Annotated in this window: 19 protein-coding genes; 9 read left to right on the forward strand and 10 right to left on the reverse strand. The window is 59.8% G+C overall.

Features of this window, described 5'->3' with window-relative positions; genetic code table 11:
• Positions 1 to 253 precede the first annotated feature (253 nt).
• Together WX88_RS12495 and WX88_RS12500 are read left to right on the forward strand one after the other, a co-directional pair.
• Positions 254 to 1519 carry an aspartyl protease family protein gene (locus tag WX88_RS12495; RefSeq protein ID WP_046244725.1) on the forward strand — a complete coding sequence of 422 codons (1266 nt, stop codon included), beginning with the start codon at positions 254 to 256 and terminating at the stop codon, positions 1517 to 1519.
• 61 nt (positions 1520 to 1580) lie between these two features.
• Positions 1581 to 1958: a DUF423 domain-containing protein gene (locus tag WX88_RS12500; RefSeq protein ID WP_046244726.1), complete on the forward strand. Its 378-nt coding sequence runs from the start codon at positions 1581 to 1583 to the stop codon at positions 1956 to 1958.
• Between the two features lie 299 nt (positions 1959 to 2257).
• Here WX88_RS12500 and WX88_RS12505 read toward each other — a convergent pair whose 3' ends face one another.
• From WX88_RS12505 to WX88_RS12520, 4 genes are all read right to left on the reverse strand, one after another.
• Entirely contained in the window at positions 2258 to 2785 is a 528-nt protein-coding gene (locus WX88_RS12505; RefSeq protein WP_072053007.1) for a DUF1573 domain-containing protein, read from the reverse strand.
• Between the two features lie 239 nt (positions 2786 to 3024).
• On the reverse strand, positions 3025 to 4455 hold the full coding sequence (locus tag WX88_RS12510; protein ID WP_046244727.1) for an ATP-dependent DNA helicase: 1431 nt from the start codon (positions 4453 to 4455) through the stop codon (positions 3025 to 3027).
• Positions 4455 to 4634, reverse strand: coding sequence for a hypothetical protein (locus WX88_RS30020; RefSeq protein WP_156176097.1), 180 nt, complete (start codon positions 4632 to 4634; stop codon positions 4455 to 4457). The genes WX88_RS12510 and WX88_RS30020 overlap by 1 nt, the downstream gene beginning before the upstream one ends.
• 198 nt (positions 4635 to 4832) lie before the next feature.
• Entirely contained in the window at positions 4833 to 5291 is a 459-nt protein-coding gene (locus tag WX88_RS12520) for a PaaI family thioesterase (protein ID WP_316932325.1), read from the reverse strand.
• A gap of 403 nt (positions 5292 to 5694) precedes the next feature.
• Between WX88_RS12520 and WX88_RS12525 the strand changes: the two genes are divergently transcribed.
• Positions 5695 to 6594, forward strand: coding sequence for a DUF2911 domain-containing protein (locus tag WX88_RS12525; RefSeq protein WP_046244729.1), 900 nt, complete (start codon positions 5695 to 5697; stop codon positions 6592 to 6594).
• 230 nt (positions 6595 to 6824) lie between these two features.
• Here WX88_RS12525 and WX88_RS27590 read toward each other — a convergent pair whose 3' ends face one another.
• The 5 genes from WX88_RS27590 to WX88_RS27595 all read right to left on the reverse strand — a co-directional run bounded on the left by WX88_RS27590 (position 6825) and on the right by WX88_RS27595 (position 13324).
• Positions 6825 to 7493: a phosphatase PAP2 family protein gene (locus WX88_RS27590; RefSeq protein WP_197076769.1), complete on the reverse strand. Its 669-nt coding sequence runs from the start codon at positions 7491 to 7493 to the stop codon at positions 6825 to 6827.
• 91 nt (positions 7494 to 7584) lie between these two features.
• Entirely contained in the window at positions 7585 to 8961 is a 1377-nt protein-coding gene (locus WX88_RS12535; protein WP_046244730.1) for an aspartate kinase, read from the reverse strand.
• A gap of 88 nt (positions 8962 to 9049) precedes the next feature.
• Positions 9050 to 9661 (reverse strand): Uma2 family endonuclease, encoded by a 612-nt coding sequence (locus tag WX88_RS12540; RefSeq protein WP_046244800.1) that lies wholly within the window; start codon positions 9659 to 9661, stop codon positions 9050 to 9052.
• 82 nt (positions 9662 to 9743) lie between these two features.
• Positions 9744 to 12389, reverse strand: coding sequence for a PIG-L family deacetylase (locus WX88_RS12545; RefSeq protein WP_046244731.1), 2646 nt, complete (start codon positions 12387 to 12389; stop codon positions 9744 to 9746).
• Between the two features lie 113 nt (positions 12390 to 12502).
• The gene (locus WX88_RS27595; protein ID WP_156176098.1) at positions 12503 to 13324 is read right to left on the reverse strand and encodes a hypothetical protein; all 822 of its coding nucleotides are present in this window, start codon (positions 13322 to 13324) and stop codon (positions 12503 to 12505) included.
• A 464-nt stretch (positions 13325 to 13788) separates the two neighbouring features.
• Between WX88_RS27595 and WX88_RS12555 the strand changes: the two genes are divergently transcribed.
• The gene (locus WX88_RS12555) at positions 13789 to 14205 is read left to right on the forward strand and encodes a helix-turn-helix domain-containing protein (RefSeq protein ID WP_046244732.1); all 417 of its coding nucleotides are present in this window, start codon (positions 13789 to 13791) and stop codon (positions 14203 to 14205) included.
• A 120-nt stretch (positions 14206 to 14325) separates the two neighbouring features.
• Positions 14326 to 16050, forward strand: a complete 1725-nt coding sequence (locus WX88_RS12560; protein WP_082116005.1) for a S8 family peptidase — start codon at positions 14326 to 14328, stop codon at positions 16048 to 16050.
• 182 nt (positions 16051 to 16232) lie between these two features.
• On the opposite strand, the gene WX88_RS12565 is transcribed toward WX88_RS12560, so the two are convergent.
• Positions 16233 to 17036, reverse strand: a complete 804-nt coding sequence (locus WX88_RS12565) for an SDR family oxidoreductase (RefSeq protein ID WP_046244733.1) — start codon at positions 17034 to 17036, stop codon at positions 16233 to 16235.
• Between the two features lie 288 nt (positions 17037 to 17324).
• Here WX88_RS12565 and WX88_RS31990 point away from each other — a divergent pair, with 288 nt between their 5' ends.
• From WX88_RS31990 to WX88_RS12585, 4 genes are all read left to right on the forward strand, one after another.
• The gene (locus WX88_RS31990) at positions 17325 to 19583 is read left to right on the forward strand and encodes a GEVED domain-containing protein (RefSeq protein ID WP_156176099.1); all 2259 of its coding nucleotides are present in this window, start codon (positions 17325 to 17327) and stop codon (positions 19581 to 19583) included.
• A 115-nt stretch (positions 19584 to 19698) separates the two neighbouring features.
• Entirely contained in the window at positions 19699 to 24717 is a 5019-nt protein-coding gene (locus tag WX88_RS12575; RefSeq protein ID WP_046244735.1) for a gliding motility-associated C-terminal domain-containing protein, read from the forward strand.
• Between the two features lie 398 nt (positions 24718 to 25115).
• The gene (rlmD, locus tag WX88_RS12580) at positions 25116 to 26528 is read left to right on the forward strand and encodes a 23S rRNA (uracil(1939)-C(5))-methyltransferase RlmD (protein ID WP_046244736.1); all 1413 of its coding nucleotides are present in this window, start codon (positions 25116 to 25118) and stop codon (positions 26526 to 26528) included.
• Positions 26529 to 26584: 56 nt separating this feature from the next.
• Positions 26585 to 26866, forward strand: a complete 282-nt coding sequence (locus WX88_RS12585; protein ID WP_046244737.1) for a GIY-YIG nuclease family protein — start codon at positions 26585 to 26587, stop codon at positions 26864 to 26866.
• Positions 26867 to 26932: the final 66 nt, after the last annotated feature.

Below are 26932 nucleotides of genomic sequence, written 5' to 3' on the forward strand. Positions count from 1 at the left end.
CTGGCGATTGAATTACTACCCCACGCGAGATGCTTCGACTCCGCTCAGCATAACAACCTCCCCAATATGACAACCTCCTGCATAACAACTTTCCGATACGGTACGCTTTGTCGCAGCCTCGGGAATGTGCCTGAATGGTTTTTGCAGGGGAGCGGGCATGCGCAGTGAAGACTGTGCGCTACGATGAGTACTTCCGTTAGGTAAAGGCGCGTCTTATTCGCTTAATTTACCAAATCGGTTGTGCCTCATAACTATGTTCATCCTGCGTTTTGTGTGTTTGCTGGTTTTCCTGAGCTTTTGCGGGGAAACAGGCCGCCCTGCGCATGCCCAGCTTCCCACTGAGGCCTCCCCTTTCCAGTTTCAGCAAGCCAAGCGGAAGCAAGTCCGGGTGCCTATTGTGCTGCAACGCAACCTCCTGGTAGTACAAGCCATGCTGAACGGGTATGGGCCATTTAACTTCCTACTTGATACCGGCGTAGGCACTTCCATTATTACATCGGCAGCACTCGGGGATTCGCTGCACCTGCGTCACGGGCAAAACTACCGGGTAGTGGGCGCGGGCGGCCTCGACTCAGGGCTGCTGGCTTATCAGACTGATAGCGTGCGCGTCAGCCTACCCGGTGTAGTGGCGCCGGCCATGACATGGCTGGTTCTTTCCGAAGACGTGCTGAACCTCTCCGGCTACGTGGGGCTGCCCATTCATGGCATTCTGGGCTCCGAGCTGTTTCGCAGCTTCGTAGTGACGCTGCAGCCCGAACAAGGCAATATGCTGCTCAACGCCCCCGCCATTTACCGGACTCCTCGCGGTAAAAGATGGGCGACGGTGCCCATTTCCATCGAAAAAGACAAGGCCTACTTCACCGCCTTGGTGCAACTCACCGATTCGCTCGCCCTGCCCCTCAAGCTGGTGCTCGATACCGGCGCCAGCCACGCGCTATCCATCGAGCTCGATTCTGATTCCCGCTTGGTGGGGCCCACCCGCCGCCTGCCCTCCGACCTGGGCCGGGGCCTCACGGGCACGGTGCGGGGCTTTTTGGGCCGCGTGGGTTCGGTTCAACTGGGCCGCTACACCTTGCGGTCGGTACTCACCTCCTTCCCCGACGCGGCCGATGTCCACCACCGCATCGACGTGCCGCGCAATGGCAATGTGGGCTATGAGTTGCTCAAGCGCTTTTCGCTCGTCATCGACTACCCCCACCAGCGCCTGCTGCTGCGCCCCAACCTCAGTTTCCGGGAGGCGTTTGAGCACGACATGAGCGGGCTGGACCTGCTCGCCGCCGGGCCCGACTTCCGGCGCTACCTGATTCTGCGCGTCGAGCCCAACTCGCCGGCGGCCATCGCGGGCCTGGAGCCGAACGAGGAGCTACTCAGCATTAATTTCATTCCCGTCAGCGCGCTTTCCCTCACCCAACTCGGCCGCATGATGCACTCCGAAGATGGCCGGGTGCTGCTGATGGTGCTGCGGCGGCCCAACGGCGACCTGCACACCGCCACCGTCCGCCTCAAGCGGCAAATCTGAGCGCCAACCCGCGCCACCAGCCGTACCTTCGCCCCCGGTTTCAACTCTTGCCTGATTCTCTATGACTGCTCGACTTTTGCTTCAACTCGCGGCCCTGCTCGGTGGGCTCGGCGTCGCCATTGGGGCTTTCGGGGCCCACGCCCTGCACGACACCCTGGTAAAAGCCGGCCGCCTCGACACCTTTGAGACGGCCGTACGGTACCAGTTTTATCACGTTTTAGCCTTGGTGGCTGTCGGCGTGCTGTGGACCGCCCGCCCCGAGCTGCGCACCCTGGGCACCACCGGCTGGCTCTGGCTGGGTGGCATCATCGTTTTCAGCGGCTCGCTCTACACGCTGTGTTTCACAGGCATTACCAAGCTGGGCGCAGTAGCTCCAATTGGCGGGCTACTGCTAATGGCCGGCTGGCTCAGCCTGATACTGGCCGTTCGGGAACTGTAGCTTATTGCCTGTAGCCTGATATCAGTTAATGTGCTGGAATTAAACAGCCTGTCCTGTTAAGCGAAGTTGGAGCATCTCGCGTGCCACCACTACTCCAATTGTGCAATGATGCGCGCAAGATGCTTTGGCTCTACTCAAGTGGTTATTTTTACTCGACCACTTAAAACTAAGAAATCAGGAGGCTAGCTCGTGTTAACTAAATGCTGGACTCAACGCTGGCTCCTGGCTACGTACAAAACGGAAAAGGGCCGCTCGCATACGCGAGCGGCCCTTTTCCGTTGGTCAAGGGCTGTAGCAGCTTACTTGACTTTGGCTTTGATCTTGGTGTCGCCGTTTTTCTCTTTGATTTTTTTACCGTTGTCTTGTACCATCGCGGCAGGAGCTTCTGCTTTCGCACCGGCAGCAGCGGTAGCTGACGCTTCTTTTACTTCGCCCACCAATGAAACGGTGGTGCTACCAGCCGTAGCGTTCGACTCGATGGTCAGCACTTTGTTCTGCATGCCCATTTTGCCGGCAGAGTTGAAGTGAGCGGCAATGGTACCGGTTTTGCCGGGCAATACCGGGTCTTTGGTCCACTCGGGGGTGGTGCAGCCGCAGCTCACGCCAATGTTAGAAATTACGAGGGGAGCAGTGCCCGTATTCTTGAATTTGAAGGTATGGTCGACGGTACCACCCTGAACCACAGAGCCAAAGTCGTACTTCACCTCTTCGAACGTGATGGCGGGGCCAGCCGTCGGGCCAGCTGGTTTAGCCGGCTGCGTAGCCTGGGCCTGGGCAGTGTAAGCGGCAGCAGTCAGGCTCAGAGCAAGGAGCAAGGTTTTTTTCATGAAACGGAAATATTAGAAAGATTTAGGAGGGGTTGAGTTTAACAAATTTACTGGTTTTGGCAGCACAGGCAAATTTATGACCAAACTAAGCGCCAGCACCTGAAGAGGTGATGAAGCCTATTCAACCCTTCAATTAACATTTAAATTCTTGGGCAGAACTGCAACTGCCCAAATCGGCAGCATTTTGCTGGCAACAAACAAGTTAATCTAAATCTAGAACAGCCAATAAGTATTCTTTTTTACTCCTGCTCCGGTGGCTCGCTGAGGAGCTTGGGCTGAAAATTCAGCAGAAACAACCGTTCCGACGCTCGGGTAATGGCCGTGTAGAGCCAGCGCGCAAACTCCCCCGCCAGGGGCTCATCTGGCTTCAGAAAGCCGTGGTCGACGAATACGGCCTGCCACTGCCCGCCCTGGGCTTTGTGGCAAGTGAGGGCGTAGGCAAATTTCACTTGCAGCGCATTTAGGTAAGGGTCTTTGCGCATTTCCTTGTAGCGCTCGGCCTTGGTTTTGAGGTGGGCATAATCCTCGCTCACGGCCATATACAAGGCATTGTTGCGGTCCGATGGCAGGGCCGGACTCTCGGTGTGCAGGGTGTCGAGTAGCAGCTTTACCTCTATTTCGGGCTCGTCAGGGTAGTCCACGAGTCGCACTTGGGCTTGGGCGAAATGGAAGCCGTAGACCTCCTCGCGCCGGATAATTTTGGATATTTGCAGGAAGTCACCGTTGGCTAAAAAGCCTATTTCGGAGTCTTTGGGCAGCCAGAAATAGTTGTTGCGCACCACCATGAGGTAATCGCCGCCTTCGATTTCCTCCTCCGCATCGAACAGCGCCCGTCGAATAAGCTGGTTATACTGGTTGGCGTTGCGATTCGAACGGCAAATGATGGTGGTATTCTCGTGACCAAAGTTGCGGTAGGCCCAGCGTAGGCCGTCCTCCAGCTTATCGCCGCCCATCTTGAAGATGTCGCCGAAGCCCTTGGTGTGCAGCTGGATGTTGGGGGCCTCCTCACGGAGTTCCTCGCGCAGCTCTGTAGCATTTACCAAAATGCCTGATTCCTGGGCCTGGCGCATTACCTGGCGCAGCTCCACGCTGCCCACCGTGGCACGGAAGCGGTGGGCGAGTAGCTCCGGGTCGAGGGCCGGGCTCAGGAGCTGGCCCACCGGCGGTAGCTGCGCGGTATCGCCGATGAGCAGGAGCTTATTACTCGTTTTCTCGAAGACAAACCCCATCAAATCATCAAGCAAGCCGCTTTCGCCGAAGGCTTTCTCATCCGAAATCATCGAGGCTTCGTCCACGATGTAGAGCATCTGCTCGGTCCGGTTGGGCTGGCGCTGGAAGTTGAGCCGCTCGCTGGGCGAACCGGAGGTCTGACGGTATATTTTCTTGTGGATGGTGCTGGCAGGCACCCCCGCGTAGCCAGCCATTACCTTGGCGGCGCGGCCGGTGGGGGCCATCAGCGTGTACTTGCGCTGGAGCTTGTGCAGCCACTGCACCAAGGCACTGACTACGGTGGTTTTGCCCGTGCCCGCGTAGCCCCGCAGCACGAACACCTTGCGCCCCGGCAGCTGGTCGCGCAGGAACGCATCGAGCTGCGTGAACAGCTGGGACTGGTCGTCGGTGGGTTCGTAAGGGAAATAGTCGCGGACGGAGGGGGTTCTAAGTTTTAGCATTATTTAATTCTATGCAAATCACCATCTATGAAACCGGTGTAAACTGGAATATTATTACCTAAAAACGAAGCCTCGACTTGGCTTGTGTTCAAGCTTCTTTTTAAGAAGTCCATCACCACTTCTAACACCTCATTCCAGCCTGTTACTTCATCACTATACACGAGTTCTTCTTCTGCCAAGAAATCAGGGGATAAGAAGCCCAATCATCATCCATTTCATCATGCTTTTCCGAACCTGCCAAGTAGACTAAATAACCTTCCTCTTCTTCGGATAGCCCAAAACGAAAGGCAACAATTTTCTCACTAGGTTTTTCAGTTAGGAGAATGGTTTGTAACCACCGTTCCAGGCGCAATTGTATTGAGTTCATAAATTCCGTTTCAAGGAGCTGGCTCAATTACGGCCATGGTAGCGCTGGCCTTGGCAATCAGCAGGTCATCGCACCACACCTCGGCTTCGCAGAAGTGTAGGCGCCGCCCAGCTTTCAACACCCAACCGATTGCTTTTAATTTCTGACCGACGCCGGGATTGAGGTAAGAAATTTTTAAATCGGAGGTGACGACGCCGAAATCATCCGGCACGAGGGTGACGGCGGCAAAGCCGGCCACCAAATCGGCCATGGTGGCGATGAGGCCGCCGTGGGCAAAGCCGCGCTGCTGCTGATGCTGTTCGGCCATCGCTAGCTCGGCCTCGACGCGACCGGCAGTTATCGTCGTCAAATCGGCCCCGATGAGGTGCATAAACCGTTGGCGAGTGAGCTTGCGACGAATGCGGGCTTCAAGGTCATTTGCGGCATCAGAAGCAGCTGGTAAACCGTTGGTTTGTTGGATGGAAGACACTGAAAGTATTTATGTTTGCTTGAGAGAAAGCGGTATGCTGCCTACTACACCGGCTTTGTACTAACTTGTACTTTTGAGCAGGTCCGAGAACTTCTTAGTACCCCAGAACTGCTTTCTCAGCAGCTCAGCGCACATCTGCATCCAGAGGGGCAAAGGTACAGGGCTAATATTATGACGCGGCAAATTGCAAGGCTGCGCGACGTTCCTAAGCACTTTCTGATGGGCACTTAGCTCCGGGCTTGGAATGCTCCACGTCAGCCTGATAGTATGGCTTGCGAGCGGAGCACAAATCGTGGATTCACCCAAGTTCTTGTTGTTACTCATTCCTCCAAAAGCCACATGCCTGGCACAACCTTTGTAATTTTAGCCCTCACAATTATCCCATTAACCTTTTTTCCCGCTGATGAGCAAGCATTTGCTGAATTTCTCCACTACCCTGGCTACGGCCGTTACGCTGCTGGCCGCTCCGGCTGCCCATGCTCAAATCACCACTCCCCAGCCCAGTCCTAAAAGCACAGTGACGCAACGCGTAGGTCTGACGGATGTTACCATCGTGTACTCGCGCCCGAGTGTGAAGGGCCGGCCTATTTTTGGCGATTCGACGACCAAGGCAGTTGTTCCATTTGGGCAGCGCTGGCGCACCGGTGCCAATGCCACTACCAGCATCAAGTTTTCGGATGATGTGACCGTGGAAGGTAAGAAAGTACCGGCCGGCGAATACGGCATCTACACCATTCCTGGCAAAACGCAGTGGACCGTAGTGCTGAATAAGGCCCTCAAGCAAGGCTCTGAGGTGAAAGGCTTCAAAAAAGCCGATGATGTAGCTTCTTTCATCGTTAAGCCTTATAAGCTCGGTAGCAAGGTAGAAACCTTCACCATCGGCTTTGTCGATCTGACCCCGGCCACCGCGAACGTAGCCCTAGAATGGGAGCTGACCGGTGTTAAATTCAAGGTAGTGGCCGATGTGGACACCAAGGTAATGGCCCAGATTGACGAGAAAATCACCAAAAGCGCCAGCCCCGCCCCCGTGGACCTAGCCTCAGCCGCGGTGTATTACTTAGACAATAATAAGGACCTGAAGCAAGCCCTGGCCTGGATAGAAAAAGCCAATGCCGCCGAGCCCACCAAGTTCTGGAACCTGAACACGGAAGCCAAAATCCGCCTCAAAATGAAAGATTACGCCGGAGCCACAAAAGCGGCCGAAGCGTCGAAAAAAGCCGCCCTCGCCGCCACCCCACCGAATGCCGAGTACGCCAAAATGAACGACGAATTGGTGGCTGAAGCTAAGAAAATGGGTAAATAGCCCGGCACCTATCACTGCGAGTTAAGCGCGGCCATTGGATATAGTTAAGCCAAGGGATTGCTGCAAGCCTCGGCTTGTTTACTTTAAACGGCTCCGTCCTATTGGTCGGAGCCGTTTTTTTTGGAATCTATGTCCAAGTCGTCCGGCTACCTTCCCTTTTGGCTTCGCGCCTCAAGCAAATTGGGGCCTGCCCCGTAGGGTCACGCAAGGTTCCCGACCCGCTCCATTGGTTACGCCTCCACAGCATCGGCTCTAGCAGGCCGGGGCCGGCCTAACAGCCCGAACAAGAACGTGAGGGCGACCACTAGCCACAGCGAGAACCAGACGTCGCTTAGGTAGTGCGCGCCCAGCACCAGCCGCCCCAGCCCAATAAGGCCCGGCAGGACTAGCAACGGCCCCTGCCAGCGCGGAAATGCCACGGCCAGGGGCAGAAACAGGCTGAAATAAATGGCAGTGTGCGCGGATGGAAAAGAATCGTTGTGCGGCCCCGTTGCCCACAGACCCGAGCCGGTATAGCCCGCGCCGAACTGCACTTCCGGCCGGAGCCGGTGCACCACGCCCTTCAGCACCTTGGCCAGCACCATGCTGAACTCATGCGTGAGCAGGAGCACAAGGAAGATGGTCGCACCGCGTTTTTTCAGAGCGTAGCGGCCAATTGCGAAGGCCAGCCCCAATGCCAAAAAGATGATGGGCAAGCCCAGCACATGTGTCATCAGCGCATTGTGAATGGCATCGGCGCGGGCCGTGAGCGGGCCGAAGAATGGCACTGCCCAGCCAAAATGCTGGTGAATGAACGAAGCCAGGGGCTGGTCGAACCAGAAGATGAGCAAGGCACAGGCCGGCAGCGAGAGGGCCGTGAAGCGCAAGAACTGACGGAGCGTCATCAAATAAGTATGCATCAAAAAGCCCGTAACATCATACTGAGGATGGGAGACCATCACGCTGAAAAGACCGTCCTGCTGCACTTAAGCATATTAATCTCCCCTCTCGTTATCCCAGCGCCTTATTCAGGGCGATGATGGAGTCCTCGTACTGTTCGCGGCTGACGATGAGCTGAATGTTCACCTTGCGCAGGGTGAAGCCGGCACTGAGGATGTTGATGCCTTCGTCGGCCAGCGCGCCGGCGGCGCGGGCCAGCAGACCGGGCTCGTCGATGTTGGAGCCGATGAGGCAGACCATGGCCGCGTTCTCGACGGTCACCTTTTCGTATCGGGCTTCCAGCGCGGCCACCAGCTCCGCCTTGAGGTCTTTCTCCCAGATAAGCAACGTGATGCTATTAGCACTGGTGGCTTTAAAAATGTAGCTGATGTCGAGGTCGTAGAAGGCCTGCATCAGATGTAAGTCGAAGCCCACGGTGCCCACCATCAGGGGGTCGTAAACGTCAATAAGCACTACCCTATCGGTGCCGGTGATGACTTCGACGTGCTTTTTGGTCGATACATAGTCGCGGGTGATGAGCGTGCCGGGATGCTCGGGCTCGAAGGTGTTTTTGATGCGCAGGTCGATGGCATTTATTTCGAGCGGCTTCGAAGCCTTGGGGTGAATGGCCTCCATGCCGACGTCGGCCAGCTGGTCGGCCACGTCGTAGTTGGTGAAGCCGACCGGGCGGCACTGGTCGAGGCCCACCAGCTGCGGGTCGGCGGAACAGAGGTGGTACTCCTTATGAATAACGGCCTCCTGGGGCCGCACGGCCACCGCAATCTTGCTGAAAGTGACTTCGGAATAGCCCCGGTCGAATTCGCGCATGATGCCCTCGGTGCCCTTGGTGTAGCCGGTGGCAATGCAGATGGTCCGGGTAAAATCAATGCCGGCAAAGGCCTGCTTAATGCGCTCGTCAATCGTTAGCGCTTCCGCATCGTCGAACCCGCTGAGGTCGACGAGGGTGGCATTCACGCCCCGGTTTTGCAGGATATTAACGGAGTTGAAAGCCGAGTGCGCTTCGCCGATGGAGGCCAGGATTTCGCGGGCCGCCTGGAGGATGTTGGCACTATTGACATAGCCCGACGCCAGCACGTTGGTGAGGCTTTCGAGGTAAGTTTGGGCCTGATTGATGCGCTGCTGAATGGCGGCGTCGGCCACGGCCAGGTCGAGGCCCAGGGGCTCGTAGGTTTTGTTCAGGGCCTTGAGTTTGGTGGCCACGTCTTGCAGCGCCTGCCGAAACTCCCGGTACTGGGTGATGTGGTGATAGACGCCGGGAGCCCCTGTTTTCTTGTTTTCGAGCAGCCAGTTGGTGACGTTGGCGTAGGCGGAAACCACGAAAATGCGGTTGTATAGCTCCGCGCCCTGGCGGTTGTGGAAGATGATGTTCTGGAGGACATCGGCGAAGGCGGTCATGGAAGTACCGCCGATTTTTTCTACTGTGAGCATGTGCGAACGTACGCCTCACCCCCGGCCCCCGAGAGGAGGAACCGAGTAGGCGCAGGGAATTAATTGAATTGGAGCCGGGCGTGAGGCGCTAGGCCGGATTGTCTGAGAATACATCGGCCCAATCCAGGTTCAGGCCCGGCAGGGTGCGGCACGGAATGGGCCCCGGCCCGGCGTACTCGCCCACCAAGCGGTAGCGGGCGGTGGTTTCGTCCAGCACGAACACCGACAGGTCGTTATCGTGGGGCAGCACTATCCAGTATTCCCCCACCCCGGCTTCTTCGTAGAGGTCGAATTTATCTTTCCAGTCGCGGGCGGCGGTGCGGGGCGATACCACTTCAATAATCAGGTCGGGAGGGCCCAGACAGCCCCGGGACTCTATCTTGGTCGGGTCACAAATGACGCAGATGTCCGGCTGCACCACGGTGTGAATGGCCGCGTCGGCCGTTGTGCCGCGCTTGGGCAGGCGCACGTCGTAGGGGGCCACGCGCACCTGGCAGCGCTGCCGCCGCAGGTGCGCCTTCAATTGGAAGTGCAGTTCCCCCACTAAGTCCTGGTGCCGGTCGGTGGGCGCGCTCATGCGGCGCATGATTTTGCCGCGCAGCAATTCCACAAGTTCGGTAAACTGCCAGCTGACATAGTCGGCGTAGGAGTAGGAGCCGTTCGGGTCGAGCTGGTCGAGGGAGGTGATGGGTGCGGGCATGAAGCAAAAATACGTTTGGTAGTTCCGGTCGTTGGCTACGCCGACCTTCGGTTCAACGACGAGGCGCAAATTATCGCGCCCATTACTGCGCCGCTTCCTTCCCGTAGGAAATCATATTGGTGATAAGCCGGTACGCCCCCGGTACCCCCGCCGGCAGCTCCCGAAACAGCGACAACCCGGTGTAGATGTAGTGCCCCTTGCCATAATCAGCCACCAGAATGGCGCTTTCCTTGGCCGACTCGCCGGGGTCGTGGCTCGAAATGACAGTCTGGTACTTGGGGTCCCACTGCGAGGGGTAGTACAAGCCCTGCTCCTGCACCCAGCCCTTGAAATCCTGCTCCGTGATGGTGTTCGGGGCCTTCAGCAGTGGGTGTTTCGAGAGCGTCACGGGGGCATCTTCCACCGTCACACGGTCAGCCGACATGGTGAAGGGGTACGGACCGATTTGCGGCAGCACCGTGCCACGGTTCACCACGTACTGCACCACCACGTTGCCGCCCTGTTCGATGTATTTGAGGATTTCGGGCTGCTGGGTTTTAAGCCGGTCCACGGTATTGTAGGCGCGGATGCCGACCACCAGGGCATCGTATTTCTTCAGGTTTGCCGCCGTGAGGTCTTCGGGCTTGAGCAGGGTCACGGTGTAGCCGATTTGGCGCAGGGCGTCGGGCACTTCGTCGCCCGCGCCCATGAGATAGGCCACGTTCTGGCCGCGCCGCTTCAGGTCGAGCTTCACCAGCGGGGCCACGGCTTCGGGAAAGAGGAACTGCGTGGGGATGTGCGGGTACTCAATCTTCTGGATGCCGCGGGCGTAGGCCTGGCCGGCCACGGTGGCGGTGGCGCGTAGCTCGGCACGGCCGGGCGCGGCGCCAGCCAGGGGATGCACCTGGAAGTTCACGGTCAGCTCCTCGTCTTTGGCGGCGAGGGTGAAGGGGACGGTGGCGGGCGCGCACTTCCAGCCGGCGGGCAGGGCCAGGGCCAGGCTGCCGCTCACCCCGGCGCGCCCGGCCCGCAGCGTGACGGGCACGGTCTTGGGCTGGGCATCGGCGAAGACGTAGGAACGGGCGGGCGGCAGGTTCACCATAACCGGCGGCACCACGGCCAGCGGCTGGTAGAGTTCGCCTAGCACAGGGTCGGTGTGTTTGTATTGGACAGGGACGATAAAGTTTAGTATTTCTTTATTTATACTGACCAGAAATTCAATAATTGTGACCGGAAAATTCTCGGGTAAGCTTAGTACATCTTTTTTTAAAACTGCTCTAATTACAGAAGAGTGACCATGCACCTTAGAACGCTTTATTTCGACTGTATCGGGAATTACATACATTCCAATGGTCGGGGAACTCCGTAACCAATATGGTTGGGAAATACTTTGCTGTACCGGTATTCGAAGTGGGTAAACCTTTTCAATGGTTTTACCTGGCCCAACTTCTTCGTCAATTACAGCCCCTGGAATGTACATTAAGCTAGCACTGCTTTTAGTGCGTAATTCCGAATCCTGCTGCGAATCACCAGTTGTTACTGCAATTAGTTTAATCGGGATGGCAGACCGATTTATGGCGCTTATTGTTAAGTCGGATACACTATTCTGAGTTAATGTAGACACCGCTGAAGTAGCGTTTAAATAGAGACCAATGCTAGCTTGAATTAACTTATCTAGCTCAAGTTTTTTTTCTTGTACCCAGAGGACACTAGAAGAATTATACTCGTCTTTCTGCGTGAATAGCTTGTTTGTAGCTGCCTGCACTTTCAGCAGCCCCGCCACGCTCGCACTCGGGTTGCTCGGGTCATACTTGCGAATCACCTCCTCAATCAATTTCCCCACGGCCGCGCCGCCGGGCACCCGGTTCCAAGTCATATCCACGCCCTCGAACGGGTCTTTGGTGGCCTTCTCCCCTTTCACCTGCTGGAAATACTCCAGCGCCTCGCCCCGCTGGGCGGCCGAGCCGAAGCCCTGGCTGCGGTGGTTGGAGCGGCTGCGGGCTGCGATTTCGCCGTAGCTCTGGCCCAGCAGGGGATTGTATCCTCCCGCATCTAATTTGAGGTAGCCATCCATGTTTTCGCCGGGCTTCACGAAGAAGCTGCCGGTGTTCCAGAACAGGCGCTTGGGCTGCCAGGGTTGCACGTATTTCAATTGTTCGGGGAAGCGCTTGGGGTCGCCGGCCGCGTCGAAGGCCTCAGCGGCGAGGATGGCGCTGGCCTGGTGGTGGCCGTGGCCGGCGCGCGGGTCGGGCGGAAAGCGGGTGATGAGCACATCGGGCCGGCGCTGGCGGATAACCCACACCATGTCGGCCAGCACCTGCTCCTTGTCCCAGATGTTGAAGGTCTCGTCCGAGGTTTTCGAGAAGCCGAAGTCGTTGGCACGGGTGAAAAACTGCCGGCCGCCATCCAGCCGCCGGGCCGCCAGCAGCTCCTGCGTGCGAATCACCCCGAGTCCCTCACGCAGTTCGGGGCCGATGAGGTTCTGGCCGCCGTCGCCGCGGGTGCAACTCAGGTAGCCGGTTTCGAGCAGCCGCTCATTGGCCATGTAGGCGATGAGGCGGGTGTTTTCATCGTCGGGATGGGCGGCGATGTAAAGCACCGAGCCCAGCACATTGAGCTTTTTCAGCCCCAGCAATATGTCCGAAGACGTGTAGGTCTTGGGCGTTTGGGCCAGGGCCTTGCCCCTGAAAAAGGCAGAATGGAGAACAACAAATGCCCCGAGGGCAAGAAAGCGGAACGATGAGCGCATGAGCGAAGAAACCGGAATTGAGGCCGTGAAGTTACCAGCGCCAGCCGTTGCCACCGATGCCAGCCGATGACGCGCCCCCCTGGCCCGCGCCAACTATTCGCCGGCCAAGGCAATTACCGGTTGCCCCTTGGGCGAGTAACTGCGTAGCGCCGCCGGTTATCTTCCGTGAACCGTAGAGGAACCGTCCAGGTCCACGGCTGCCAGCGGCCCAAACGGTAGCAGGCGCCCCACTCCTGGCGTGCCACCTGGCGGGCCGCCGCCATCGCTAGCGAATCATAAGGCGAGCCGCTGCCCTTCCGCAGCACCACCCGACAGCGATGCCCGGTACTATCGGGCCGAAACTCGATGAAGACCTGCTTTGCCTCCGTTCCTGCTTGCACAGGCACCCGCGACCAATTCAGGGCATAGTATAACTGCTTTGTAAAGTCTTCCCCTCTGCTGAACGACCGTGTATTGCAGCCGCTATTATTAAAGGTCCGCTCCCCCACCAGCTTTCCCTCGGCGAAGGTCAGCAACCAATCTTTTTCATAAATGGACCCGGAGCCCAGGTGCTCGTAGTGCAGCAAGTTACCCAGCACCACGTCCAGCTCCCCCGTGACCCAGGTCGCGCTAATCCGGTGGGGGTCATCCAATGGAAACCACTGCCGCAGGACGGCCACCGATATTGGCTGGCCGCCGCAGGGCCGCACGGCCACCAGGTAAAGCCGGTCATTATCCAGCTGCCAGGTGGCCTCGTAGCCCCGCCAGCAAGCCGTGGAGCCATCGCCGCGCAGTTCGGCCGGCCGTTGCGGCAGCCGCTTAAGCCACTGCTCCAACGGGTTCGAATACAGACGCAGCGTATCCCCGTGGTAGACCAGCCAGTCCGGCGTTTGCGCGGTGGCCCCGGCCACGTAGGGCAGCAGGCCAAGCAGCAGCAAACAGAGCAAACGTATCATGCGCAAAAAACGGGAGGCAGCCCGTGAAGCTCCTGATTACCCACGTCATCAGGTCAAAGCCAGACCAAAACAGTGCGAATGTAGCGCGAACCCTATAGTTCGCGTCCCCGCACCGTTAAAAGTCGTTTGGCCATCGTTCAGAGACGTAAACCACAGAATTCGCGCTACTTTAATCATAGCACAGCCCATGTTAGCCCTAAAATAAGCTGTGTAAGCCACCAAATACACTGTGTAAGTCATAATGGACGTTGTAAAAGCCTCGTAGTAGAATGTGTAAGCCATATAAGGTCTTGTATATGCCCCACAGTAAGATGAAACATTCATAATTGGCCATGAGATAGACTACATGGCCTGTGTGTAAGCCAAATTAGGCGATGTAATAACCACTATATGAATAGTAATTAGCCGAATATTATGTAAGTTAGCCAATAGTCTAGCTGAATTAGCCCTACATCTCCCTGGCAATGTCCGATACCCCCGATAACCTCGCAACGGCTTTTGCCCGGCGCATCGCCGAGCGCGACAATCCCCCGCCGCCCCCACCGCTCAGCCCGGAGCCAGCCGCCGTCCAGGCCCGGATAGAAGCGTGGCTGGGTCGCACCTATCCCTTGCGCGACGCCCGGAGCCGCCTGCGCATGGGACGCATGCTGCTGGCCCTCGTGCAGCACCCCGAGCAAACCACCAGCGAATTGGGTGCGGCAGCCGGCCTGCCCAACCGAGCCGCCGCGCGCGTCATCGCCCGCCTGAGCGAGCTGGGCCTCACCACCTGGGAGCACCGCAGCTATTGGCGCTACTGGCGCCTCACCCCCACCGCCGAGGACGCGCTGCTGGCCGTGGTGGTGGGGCCGGGGGCCGGGCCGTCCGCGTTGCCGGGGGCATAGCGGCCCGCGCAACATTGGGCCCACCGGGCTCGTCTTTGCCTCCGCTGAACTTCATTTGCACCGTTTTCGGTTTACTTCCTCACAGCGGCTGCCCGGATGCGCGGCCTTATTCTTGTTTGTATGACGGTTACCTTTCCCCGCGTTTCGCTGCCGCTGCTGCTGGCCGCCACGCTGTTTTCTTCGTGTGCCCGCCGGCCGCAGGCCACCGTGCCCACCGCCTCTACCGCCGTGAGCACGCCCGCGCCGGCTACCGCACCAGTGGCCCCCGCCGCCCCGGCTCCCGCAGCCAAGCCGGCGCCCATCGGCGACCAAAGCGCCGCCCAGTGGTACCTGAAAGACCCGCAGCTCGACAAAGTGCCCGGTGTGGGCGCCACCCGCACGTATACCGAGTTGCTGAAATCGTTGACCCCAACGCCCGTAGTGGTGGCCGTGATTGACTCCGGCATCGACACCACGCACGTCGACCTCAAGCCGGTGCTGTGGACCAATACCAAGGAAATCCCCGGCAACGGCATCGACGACGACAAGAATGGCTACGTGGACGATGTGCACGGCTGGAACTTCCTCGGCGGGCCTGACGGCCGCAACATCAACGCCGAGACCCTCGAAATGACGCGCATCGTGGCCGCCGGCCGCAAGCGCTTCAAGGGCAAAACCGCCGCTACTGTGAAGGCCACCGACAAGGCGGCTTTCGCCCTATATCAAAAAGCTGAAAAGTCCTACGCCGCCCGCCTCAAGGAGGAAACCGAGCGCAACCAGCAGGTAGAAAGCATGGTCGGCCCGCTCACCATGATGGTAAACAACATGAAGCAGGCCCTCGGCACCGAGAAGCTGGACACCACCACCCTGCGCAACGCCAAAACCGACGACCCCAACATGAAGCGCGCCGTGGCCGGCATGCTCGAAATGATGAACCAAACCGGCGCCACCGACGCCGATGCCCTGCTCAAAGAGCTGGAAGACGGTGCCAAGCAGGAGCGCAGCATGCTGGAAAACTCCCTCAACCTGGACTTCAACCCCCGCGCCGACATCGTGAAGGATAACCCCGAGGACATGACCCAGCGCTTCTACGGCAACAACGACATTCAGGGCCCCGACCCGCTGCACGGCACCCACGTATCGGGCATCATCGCGGCCGTACGCGACAATAACCTGGGCGTGCAAGGCATTGCCGCCGACCCGGTGCGCATCATGACCATACGGGCCGTGCCCGACGGCGATGAGCGCGACAAGGACGTGGCCAACGCCATCCGCTACGCCGTCGACAACGGCGCGCAGATTATCAATATGAGCTTCGGCAAGGAATTTTCGCCCCAGCGCCCGGCCGTGGAGGCCGCCTTCAAATACGCGGCCAGCAAGAACGTGCTGCTGGTGCATGCCGCCGGCAACGAGAACAACAACCTCGACGTGTCCGACAATTACCCGGCCTCGTTCTACCTCAACAAAGCGCCGGTTCCCAACCTGCTCACCGTGGGCGCCTCCGGTCCCAAGGACAACGCCAACCTGACGGCCAACTTCTCGAACTACAGCAAAAAAGCGGTGGACGTCTTCGCTCCCGGCGTCGGCATTCTCAGCACCTTGCCCGGCAGCACGTTTGGCAACGAAAGCGGTACCAGCATGGCCTCGCCCGTGACGGCCGGCGTGGCGGCGGTGCTCAAGTCCTACTTCCCCAAGCTCAACGCCACTGACCTCAAGCGCATCATCATGCAGTCGGCCCGGGTGCACCACACCAAAGTAAAAGTGCCCGGCACCGATAAGGAGGCTGATTTTTCCACCCTTTCCGTCACGGGCGGCGTAGTAGATATGTACGAAGCCGTGAAGCTGGCCCAAAAAGCGACGCTGTAACCTCAGTAGTCAACCTGCCTAAACGGTCGGTCATGCTGAGCGCCGCCGAAGCAGCTCGCATCCAGCAGTAACCTAATTGCGGCGCAACTGCAAGCCAGATGTAATGCGCTTCCTTTTGCTCGGATTACATAAAGACGTGAAACAAAAAGCCCCGCAATTGCGGGGCTTTTTGTTTGTTGCTGCTACAGCACGCCTTTTTCCTCCTTCTGAAAGTGACTCAGCACGAGTTTGTCCATTACCCCCGGCAGCCACTTATTCAGAAAGACCGTGAATTTCCCCTGCCCGGTAAGCACCAGCGTGCGCTTGCGCTGCTGCACGGCCCGGAGGATTTCGGCGGCCACGGCTTCGCTGCTCATCATGGCGCCCTCATCGCGCGGCGACTCGCCTTGGGCGGAGCCATCGGCAGCCAGCGCCACCTGCCGGATGTTGGAGGAGGTGAAGCCGGGTGCGGCCGTGAGCACGTTCACGCCCTGGTCGAGCAATTCGGTGCGCAGCGCTTCAAGGAAGCCATTCATAGCAAACTTGGAAGCCGAGTAGCCGGTGCGGCCCGGCAGTCCCCGGTACCCCGCAATGCTGCTAATGCCCACAATGCTGCCCTTGCTGGCCAGCAGGTGCGGCAGGGCAAACTTGGTGGTGAACACGGTGCCGAAAAAATTGGTCTGCATCAGCCGCTTAATAACTTCCAAATCAGCATCCTGAAAGCGCGCCCGCATGGAAATGCCCGCGTTGTTGAGCAACACATCGAGGCCGCCGAAGCGGGCCACGGTTTCCTGTACCGCGCGGGCAGCGGCGGCCTCGTCGCCCACATCGGCCCGCACCGCCAGGTGGGCAATGCCGGCAGCCGCCAGCACCTGGGCCGTGTCGGCGAGCTTGGCTTCGTCGCGACCGGTGAAGGCTACCTGGTAGCCGGCGCGGCCAAAGGCCAGGGCGCAGGCCCGGCCAATGCCCGATGTGCCACCCGTAATGAGAACGGTGAGTGTTGACATAACAGTAAAATAACAATCCGGCAGCGGCCCCCGGAAGAGCAGTGAGTAAATAGGGGCTGCAAACTTACGGCCGAGTGCTGCGATTGTTGAGCGCCCTTATTACCCCCACCCGCGCCCCCAAAACAGCCCAGCCGCTGGCGCGCAGAGCACCCGTAAATTCAAGCATTGGCTAGCCCGGTTGAGGGGATAGCCGATGAAAGTCTGTCAGTGAACGATTTTAACTGGACTGTGTGCTTTTTCTGCTTACATTTATCCACTTTATTCTATTGAACTCCTTTTAAATACCGTATGACCCCACGCTTACATTCCCGGTTTCGCGTTACCCCCGCCGTTGCGGCTGTTTTGTTGATGGTAGGGTTATCGCCAGCGGCCTTCGGCCAGACTTGCCCCATAGCGGCTACCTGCACCCCCGGCCGGGCCACCAGCCCCCAGGCAGGCAGCTTCAACATGGGCATCTTCAACGTGACGGTGGGCAACAACCTCATCAACAAAACCAGCGTGGGCCAGGCCGACGGCTACCAGGACTACGGCTGCACCACCAACGCAACCCTGGCCGTGGGCCAGAGCTACCCCATCAGCGTGCGCACCGGCCTCAATGCGCCGGAAAACGTGCGGGTCTGGATTGACTATAACAACGACGGAGCCTTCACCGGCACCAACGAACTGGTGTTCAGCTCCAACAACAGCATCCAACACAACGGTACCCTCACCCCGCCGGCCACGGCCACCCTCAGCACCAACCTGCGCATGCGCGTGGCCGCCGACTACGCCCTGGGCATAATTCCCACGGCCTGCTCCACGCCCCAGTATTCGCAAACCGAAGACTACAGCGTGCGACTGATAGCCAACGTGAACCCACCAGTGGCGGCCTTCACCACCAACGGCACCATTACCTGCTCGGGCTGCGTGCAGTTTACCGATGCCAGCCAGAACCTGCCCACGGCCTGGCTCTGGAACTTTGGCGACGGCACCACCAGCACCCAGCAAAACCCCAACCACTGCTACACCACGGCCGGCACCTATACCGTGACGCTGCGGGCCACCAACGCGGCCGGCACCAGCGCCCCAGCCAACGCAAGCGTTACTTATAACTCAGTAGTGCCGCTGGCGGCCAGCTGCACACCCCAGACGCTCAACTTCTTCGCCAACTACGGCATCACCCGGTTCCGGCTGGGTTCGATTGACAATACCTCTGCCAACGGCAGCGCGAGCTACCAGGACTTCACCTGCCCCCAGCGCACCGACCTCACCGTGGGCAGCGCCTATCCAATGATTATCACCACGGGCGGCGTCAACGCGCACGACATCCGGGTGTACCTTGATAAGGACAACAACGGCACGCTGACCGCCGCCGAGCAGCTGTATCAGAGCCTGAACACGGCCACCCCGGGTGCCACCACTACCCTGACCATTCCGGCGACGGGCGTGGTACTCAACCAGCCCTTGCGCCTGCGCGTGGTAGCCGATGCTGTAAGCTCCACCACTGCGGGCCCCTGCACCAACCCCGCCAGCGGACAGGCCGAAGACTACACCGTCATTCTCTGGCCGGTTACCACGCCGCCCACCGTCAACTTCAGCAGCAGCTACGTGCCCGGCACCTGCTCGAATCCCATTCAGTTCACCGACCTCAGCACCAATGCGCCCACGTCCTGGCTCTGGAATTTTGGCGATGGCACCACCAGCACCCAGCAAAACCCCTCGCACCAGTACACCACCACGGGCACCTACACCGTGAGCTTGTCGGCCACGAATATCATTGGTACCGCTACTGCTACCCAGCCCAACGCCGTGACGGTGCAGGTACCCTGCCTGACCTACTGCGCCTCCAATGGCACCGGCGGTGGCGGGGCGGGGGGCCCGCTCCCCAGTCCCTTCTATATCTCCGCGGTGGCCGTGCCCAATGCCCAGCCCGCGTTTAGTAATTCTACGGGGGTCGCCACCGGTGGCTACGCCAACTACACGGCACAGCCCATCAGCATCGCCAACCAGGTAAACCTGACGGTGCTATCCAACCTGAACACTACCCACCGCACCACCGTGTGGGTCGACTGGAACACCAATGGCCAGTTCGAGGCGGCTGAGCTGGTCGCCACGGGCATAACCACGGGTGTCATGTTCACGAGCAATTTTCTGGTTCCTAGCGCCGCTAGCGGGCGGAGCTTCCGCATGCGGATAAATGTCGCCATTAATACCAGCACCGCCTTCCCTTGCGCTACCAACATCCTGAATGCGGAAGTAGAGGACTATCTGCTCCAGGTACGCCCTCTGGCCAGCCGCGATGCGCTGGCGCTGCCCGCCCTCAGCCTCTACCCCAACCCCACCCTCGACGGCCGCCTGCACCTACGCCTGCCCGATGCCAACGCCGCCGGCCTCTACGCCACCGAGGTGCAGAACCTGTTGGGGGCGACTATCCTGCGTACCGCCCTGCGCCTGGGCCCGGCCGCCGATGCCGAACTGGACCTGAGCAGCCTGCCCGCGGGCGTGTACGTGCTACGCCTGCGCGATGCCCGCGGCCAAACCGCCCTGCGCCGCGTGGTGCGCGAGTAAGCTGCCCCGCAGCCTTGCCTTCACTCTTACCTTTCCTTGAATTGAACCTTCGAATGCCGACGACCAAGTGGTCGTCGGCTAAGGTCTGCCGCTTTCCTACCCTTCACTTTTTTATATGTTCAAAACTTTACTCCGGCCTCTTTTTGGGCTGACCCTTCTCCTGGCGCTGCTCATACCAGGGGTTCGTCCGGTGCAGGCCTCACACTTACTGGGCGGCGAGATGAGCTACCGCTACCTCGACGCTAATGGCCCGGCCGCCAGCCCGTTTCGCTACGAGATAACGGTGACGCTGTATAGCAACGGCCTGTGGTTTAGCAACCCGGCAGGCTACGCGCCGCCGCCCACTCTGGCGCAGGTCGACTTTTATAACCGCACCACGGGCACCAAAGTCCAGACTGTCGTTATTCAGCGCACCTCGCCTAACGGCAACAGCAATTTTAATCTTCCTCCGCCCATTGCGCCCGCCGTACCGGTGGGCTGCACGGTGCAGGGGCCCAGCCAGCCTTTTTACCTGTGCAAATACGTGCAGACGGTCAATCTGCCGGTATCGTTCGAAGGCTACTACGCCGTGTACTCGGTATCGGCCCGGAACAATTCGCTAACCAATATTAACAACCCCAACAGTGGGGGTGGTGGCAACGTCCCCCTGACGCTGTACGTGAGCATGGCCCCGCCGCTGATTACGAACCGCTCACCGGTTTTCTCGGATACGGCCGTGGCCATTGTGTGCAACAACGACACTACCATTACCCTCAACAACGCGGTTGACCCGGACGGTGACCGGTTGGTTTACTCGTTTGGGACGCCCTATGGGTTTCTCAACAACGGGGGCTTCACCTTTCCACCGCTGCCACAGACCGTTCCATATTTCCCAGGGTTCAGCGCCGCGACGCCGTTTGGCCCGGGCGCCGGCAACTTTGCGCTTATCAATGCCATTACCGGGATTGCCAAATACGGAGGCATGGCCAATGGCCTCTACGGTGTCGCGGTCGATGTATCGGAATACCGCACCATCAATGGGAGCGAAGTCCTGCTGGGCGTCACCCGGCGCGACTTGCAGCTGGTGGTATCCACTTGTCCGCCCACCCCGCCGCCGGTGCTGCCCCCCACAACGACTACGCCTCGTAACTACACCATTGAGGAAGGCCAAAGCCTGAGCATTCCGATTACGGCGACGCAGGCAAGCAGCAACCACCCGCTGGTGCTCACGGTGAACAGTGCCTTGCTCGACGGCGCGGGCCCTTTTAACACCACCTTCAACGGCAGCCCCGGCGTGGTGCAGCCCGGCAACCTGACGGGCACCGCTACCGCCACGGGCAATAGCGCCGTGAGCGGCACATTCGTGTTCAACTCAGCTTGCGGCAATGCCCGCGCCACGCCCTATGACTTGGCCGTGACCGTGAAAGACAACGGCTGCGGCGGCAAGCTGGCCTCCGACTTGTTCCGCATCACTGTGACCCGCGCCGCGGCGCCCAACGACATCACTGGTCCGACCACGGTGTGCAACCCGGGCACGGCGCGCACCTACACCGCTGCCGGCCCGGTGCCGGCCTCCTACCGCTGGCGCGTGGTGGGTGGCACCATCACCGGCGGCCAGGGCACCAACGCCGTGCAGGTAACTTGGGCCAATGCCAACACCACCGGCACCATTGTAGTGAAGGGCATCTCGGGGTTTGGCTGCCCCACCGACTCGGTGGTGAAAAGTGTAGATATCCGCCCGCTGCCTGCGCTGGCGGTGGCGGCTACTGCCACCAGCATCTGCCTCGGGGCCTCGACCACGCTCGACGTCACCGGCCTGCCTGGTCTCACCTACACCTGGACCGGCGGTGGCCAGACATCGACCGGCACGAGCCTGACCGTTTCGCCGACCGCCACCACCACTTACACTGTAACCGGCACCGACGGCACCTGCACTACCTCGGCCAACGTGACGGTGACCGTGACTCCACCGCCCACCGCCAACGCGGGCCCCGACCGCAATGTGTGCCCCAACGTAGCCTCAACCCCGCTGGGCACTGCCCCGATTGCGGGCGCCACCTACAGCTGGAGCCCGGCCACCGGGCTGAGCAGTACCACCACGGCCCAGCCCACTGTGACCCTGCCCAACACCACCGGCGCCCCCATCACAACGACTTACACCCTCACCGTAACCACTGGCGCCGGCTGCACAAGTACCGGCACCGTGAATGTGACCGTCACCCCGGCCGCGACGGCCGATGCCGGCCCGGCCCGCACCACCTGCTCGGGCGTGGCATCGGCACCGCTAGGCACGCCGGCCCTGCCGGGCTATACCTACAGCTGGAGTCCGGCCACGGGCCTAAGCAGCACCACCGTGGCCCAGCCCACCGTAACGCTGCCCAACACCACCGGCGCCCCCATCACGGCGACTTACACCGTCACGGCAACCAGCGCTTTGGGCTGCCCGGCCACCGCGACGGTGGTAGTAACGGTGAACCCGGCCGCGGTAGCCACGCCGGGACCGGCCATCAGCTTCTGCTCGGGTACGGTTTCGGCACCGCTGGGCGGCACGGCGGTGCCGGGCACCACGTATAGCTGGAGCCCGACCACGGGCCTGAGCAACCCCACCATTCTCAACCCAACGGTGACGGGCATCAATACCACCGGCGCCCCCATTATCCGGACCTACACCCTGACGGCCACCACGGCCAACGGCTGCTCGACTACGGCCACCGTGGACGTGACCATCAACCCCGCCGCCGTGGCCGTGGCTGGCGCCAACCAGGCGCTGTGCGCAGGCTCGACCACTACCCTGGGGGCCGCCCCGGTGCCGGGCTACACCTATAGCTGGAGCCCGGCCACCGGCTTGAGCAGCACTACCGTGGCCAATCCCACCTTCACGCTGCCCAGCCTGAACCCCACCCCCATCGTCTTCACTCTGACGGCCACTACCAGCAATGGCTGCGTGAGCACCAGCACCGTGACCATATCCGTGAACCCGGCCGCCGTGGCCAATGCCGGCCCCGCCGTGTCGGTGTGCGACGGCAAGCGCGTCACGCTGGGGACGCCGGCCCTGCCAGGCTACACCTACAGCTGGAGCCCGGCCACGGGCCTGAGCAGTGCTACCGCCGCTCAGCCAGTGTTTACGGGGGTGAATACCACCGCCAATCCGCTCACGGTGAGCTTTACCCTGACGGCCACGACCAGCAACGGCTGCGTGAGCACCAGCCCCGTAACCGTGACCGTGAACCCACGGCCGGCCGCTGAAGGCATTACCGGTCCGGCTTCCGTTTGCCCCACCGTGACGGGCATTGCGTATTCAGTACCCAGCCCGGCCGCTACGGCTTACACCTGGCTGATTAACGGAGGCGCCATTACCAGCGGCCAGGGCACCCCGGCGGTAACCGTGAACTGGGGCGTGGCGACTACCGGGGCTTACCTCAAGGTATTCCGCTTGAATGCCCAGGGCTGCTCCTCAGACACCACCACGCTGCCCATCGTTATTAATCAAATCCTGCAAACCGTGCGGCCGACTGGCCCCGGCGACGTGGTGGCGGTGGCCCCAACGCCCCGCTCCGTGTGCCAGGCCGATGGTCCTTACACCTACCGCAGTGGCTCGTTTGCCAACGGTTCCAGCTACTCTTGGTTGATTATCGGGGGCACGCAGGTGAGCACGCTGCAAAACACCGTGACCGTGAGCTGGGCGCCCGTCACGGTGCCCACCATCGGCAAAATCGTTGTGACGGAAACCAGCAACCCCAGCGGCGGCATCTGCCGCGGCACATCGGATACGCTGCGGGTGCTCATCAACCCCTCGCCCCGCCCTAATCTGGCCATCGTGAGCCCGGTGCGCGTGTGCCAGACCAATGGCCCCGTCACATTCTCGCTGCCCGGCGGTTTTGCGGGGTCGACTTACGTGTTCCAGCTCAATGGCACCACGCTGGCCGGCACCGGCAACACCCGGACGCTGGCCACGCTGCCAGCCCCCGGCACCTATTCGCTCACGGCCCAGGAAACCACGACGGCCGGCTGTGTCGGGCCCCGTTACACCACGCCCTTCACGGTGAGCCCCACGCCGGCGGCCCCCACCATCTCTGGTTCGGGCTTTGTGTGCAACACGGCTACGGCCCAGCAATACGCCATTACCAACCCTGCCCCCGGCGCCAGCTACCAGTGGACGGTAGTGGGTGGTACCGTCACGGCCGGCGGCACCAGCAGCCAGGTGACGGTTTTGTTTAACGCCACTGGCCCCTATTCGGTCAGCGTCGTTGAAACCAGCGCCAGCCCGGCCCTGTGCGCCAGCCCCGCCACCACGCGCACCATTCTGCTCGATAACCCGGCTATTGCCCTGACCAACGCCTCAGTTGATGCCGCCAGCAACAGCCGGATTATCCTGACCTGGAGCGCCCCCCGCAGCGGCAATACCCCGAACCCCGTGCAAGTCATGCGGCGCGTGGCGGGCGCGGGCAGCTTCGTTTCGGTGGGCACGGTAGCGGCCTCGGCCACTACTTACACCGATAACAGCTCGGTTGATGCCTCGGCCAATTCCTACGAATACCGCCTCGACCTCACCAATGGCTGCGGCACCCTGCTCTCCAGCACCGTGGCCCAGACCGTGCGCCTCGTGACTACCGCCACGCCCGGCACCGGCGGCTACGACCAGGGCAGCACCTCCCTCACCTGGAATGCCTTCGCGGGCTTCCCCGTGAAAGAGTACCAGGTGTTCCGGCGCACTGATGCCGGCACCGCCGTTCTGGTGAAAACCGTGCCCGGCACCGACCCACTACGAGCCACCATCCCCAACGCGGACCCTGGCTCCGTTACGGGCGCGGGCTTCAACCAGAACTTCCGGGTGGTGGCCGTCGGCACCGGAGCCACGCCCCTGCTCTCGAATTCGAACGAGGCCGGCGTGAACTTCGCCAACGACACCAAGACCTATAACATCATCACTCCCAACCGCGACGGCCTGAACGACGTGCTGGTAATTGACAACATCCAGCTCTATCCCAACAACACCTTCACCGTGTTCAACCGCTGGGGCCGCGAGGTATACAAAACCACCAACTACCAGAACAACTGGGGTGGCGACGACAACATAGCCGCCGGCAACTACTTCTACCTCCTCACCCTGCCCAACGGCACGAGCCTCAAAAACTGGTTCGAAGTGGTAAAATAACCCTTGCTTCCTCCTAGCTCAAGAAAAAAGCCTCCGATGGGAGGCTTTTTTCTTAGCCACCGGCGTCAGGGCCAGCTTACACTAACGTGCGTCCGCGCCCAATTAGGCCGAGTCGTCACATCATTCCCATAACAAACCGGAAACTCGAAATCAGTCGGCCATATCAGAGACGTACGCCAACGCCCGAGATTTATGCGACATTTTTTTACTTATGGCAAATTGTGTCACGTTTAGAATGTAACATAATTTGACATAAGTAAAAAAATGTCACGTTCTAAACGTGACAGAAATCATCATAAGTAAAAATTTGTCACACTCTGTTCAGCCCCTTCCCTCCCAGCCTTGAAATCCGGAGAGCCGGGATGAATCCGTGGTTCAGACAGTAGCTTTGTGTTCTTATGAGCAGAGCCAAAAACATACCCGCCGAGTTACTTCGCAACGTTAAAATCCAGGACATGGTGGCCGAGGGCAAGTGCCTCGTCCGGGTCGAAAACCTTGTCATCTTCGTGTCCCAGGTTGCCCCCGGCGACGTGGTGGACTTGCGCGTTACCAAGGCCAAGAAGAGCTTCCTCGAAGCCGTTCCCGTCAAGTTTCACTCCTATTCGGAGCAACGGACCACGCCGTTTTGCCAGCATTTCGGCGTTTGTGGCGGCTGCAAGTGGCAGCATCTCACCTACGATGCCCAGCTGCACTACAAGCAGCAGCAGGTCATCGACCAGCTCACCCGAATCGGTAAAGTGGCGCTGCCCGAGATTCCGCACATCCTCTCCTCGCCGCAGCGCACCTACTACCGCAACAAGCTCGAATACACCTTCAGCGACAACGGCTGGCTGACCACCGAGCAGATTAACGACGATTCGCGCACCTACAACCGCGAGGTGCTGGGCTTCCACACGCCCACCCGCTTCGATAAGATTATCGACGTGGAGCACTGCTGGCTCCAGCCCGAGCCGAGCAATGAAATCCGCCTTTTCGTCCGCGACTATGCCCACGAGCACGGGCTGGCCTTCAACAACCTCGTGCGCCAAACCGGCCTGTTGCGCAACCTCATCATCCGCATCGCCCAAAGCACCGGCGAGCTAATGGTGATTCTGCAGTGCTACCACGCCGACCCAGCCATCGAGCCCCTGCTCGACGCCCTCTACGCCAAATTTCCCGGCATCACCTCCCTCAACTACGTCCTCAACAGCAAGGGCAACGAAACCTTCCACGACCTGGAAATCGTGACCTATAAGGGCAAGCCCTACATCGAGGAAGAGATGGAAGGCCTGCGCTTCCGCATCGGCCCCAAGTCCTTCTACCAAACCAACTCCGAAGGCGCCCACCAGCTCTACAAAGTAGCCCGCGACTTCGCCGACCTGCAAGGCGACGAGTTGGTGTACGACCTCTACACTGGCGCCGGCACCATCGCCAGCTTCGTGTCGCACCAGGCCCGCAAAGTCATCGGCGTGGAGTACGTGGAGCAAGCCGTGGCCGATGCCCACGTCAACGCCGAAATCAACAACATCACCAACACGGAGTTCTACGCCGGCGACATGAAGGACATCCTCACCGCCGAGTTCACCGCCCGCCACGGCCGCCCCGACGTCCTCATCACCGACCCGCCCCGCGCCGGCATGCACCCCGACGTAGTAGCCCGCCTACTAGAGCTGCGCGCGCCCCGCATCGTCTACATCAGCTGCAACCCCGCCACCCAGGCCCGCGACCTGGAAATGCTCGACGCCGCGTATAAAGTCACCCGCGTGCAGCCAGTGGATATGTTCCCGCACACCCACCACGTGGAGAATGTGGTGGCGCTGGAGTTGAAGTAACACCTGTCATCCTGAGCGCAGCGAAGGACCTTATCACGTCTAAACGATTCGTTGTTATGTCGTATTACGTTTATATCACCACCAATCCAGCTAAGACAGTACTGTACATCGGCATCACCAACAACCTTTCGAACCGCATGACGCAGCATTATACTCAAAGAGGCTCAACTCAAACATTTGCGGGCCGCTACTTCTGCTATAATTTGGTGCACGTGGAAGAATACCAGGATATTAATGCTGCTATTGCGCGCGAAAAGGAATTAAAAGGCTGGACACGAGCTAAAAAAGATGTCTTAATTGCCATTGACAATCCTGAGAGGCTTTTTATTCAAACCTAGATAGGACGCGACCGTGATAAGGTCCTTCGCTGCGCTCAGGATGACAGTTTAAACAACGAGTTTAAT

Source organism: Hymenobacter terrenus (assembly GCF_000972495.1).
In the GTDB taxonomy this organism is placed as follows: Bacteria; Bacteroidota; Bacteroidia; order Cytophagales; family Hymenobacteraceae; genus Hymenobacter; species Hymenobacter terrenus.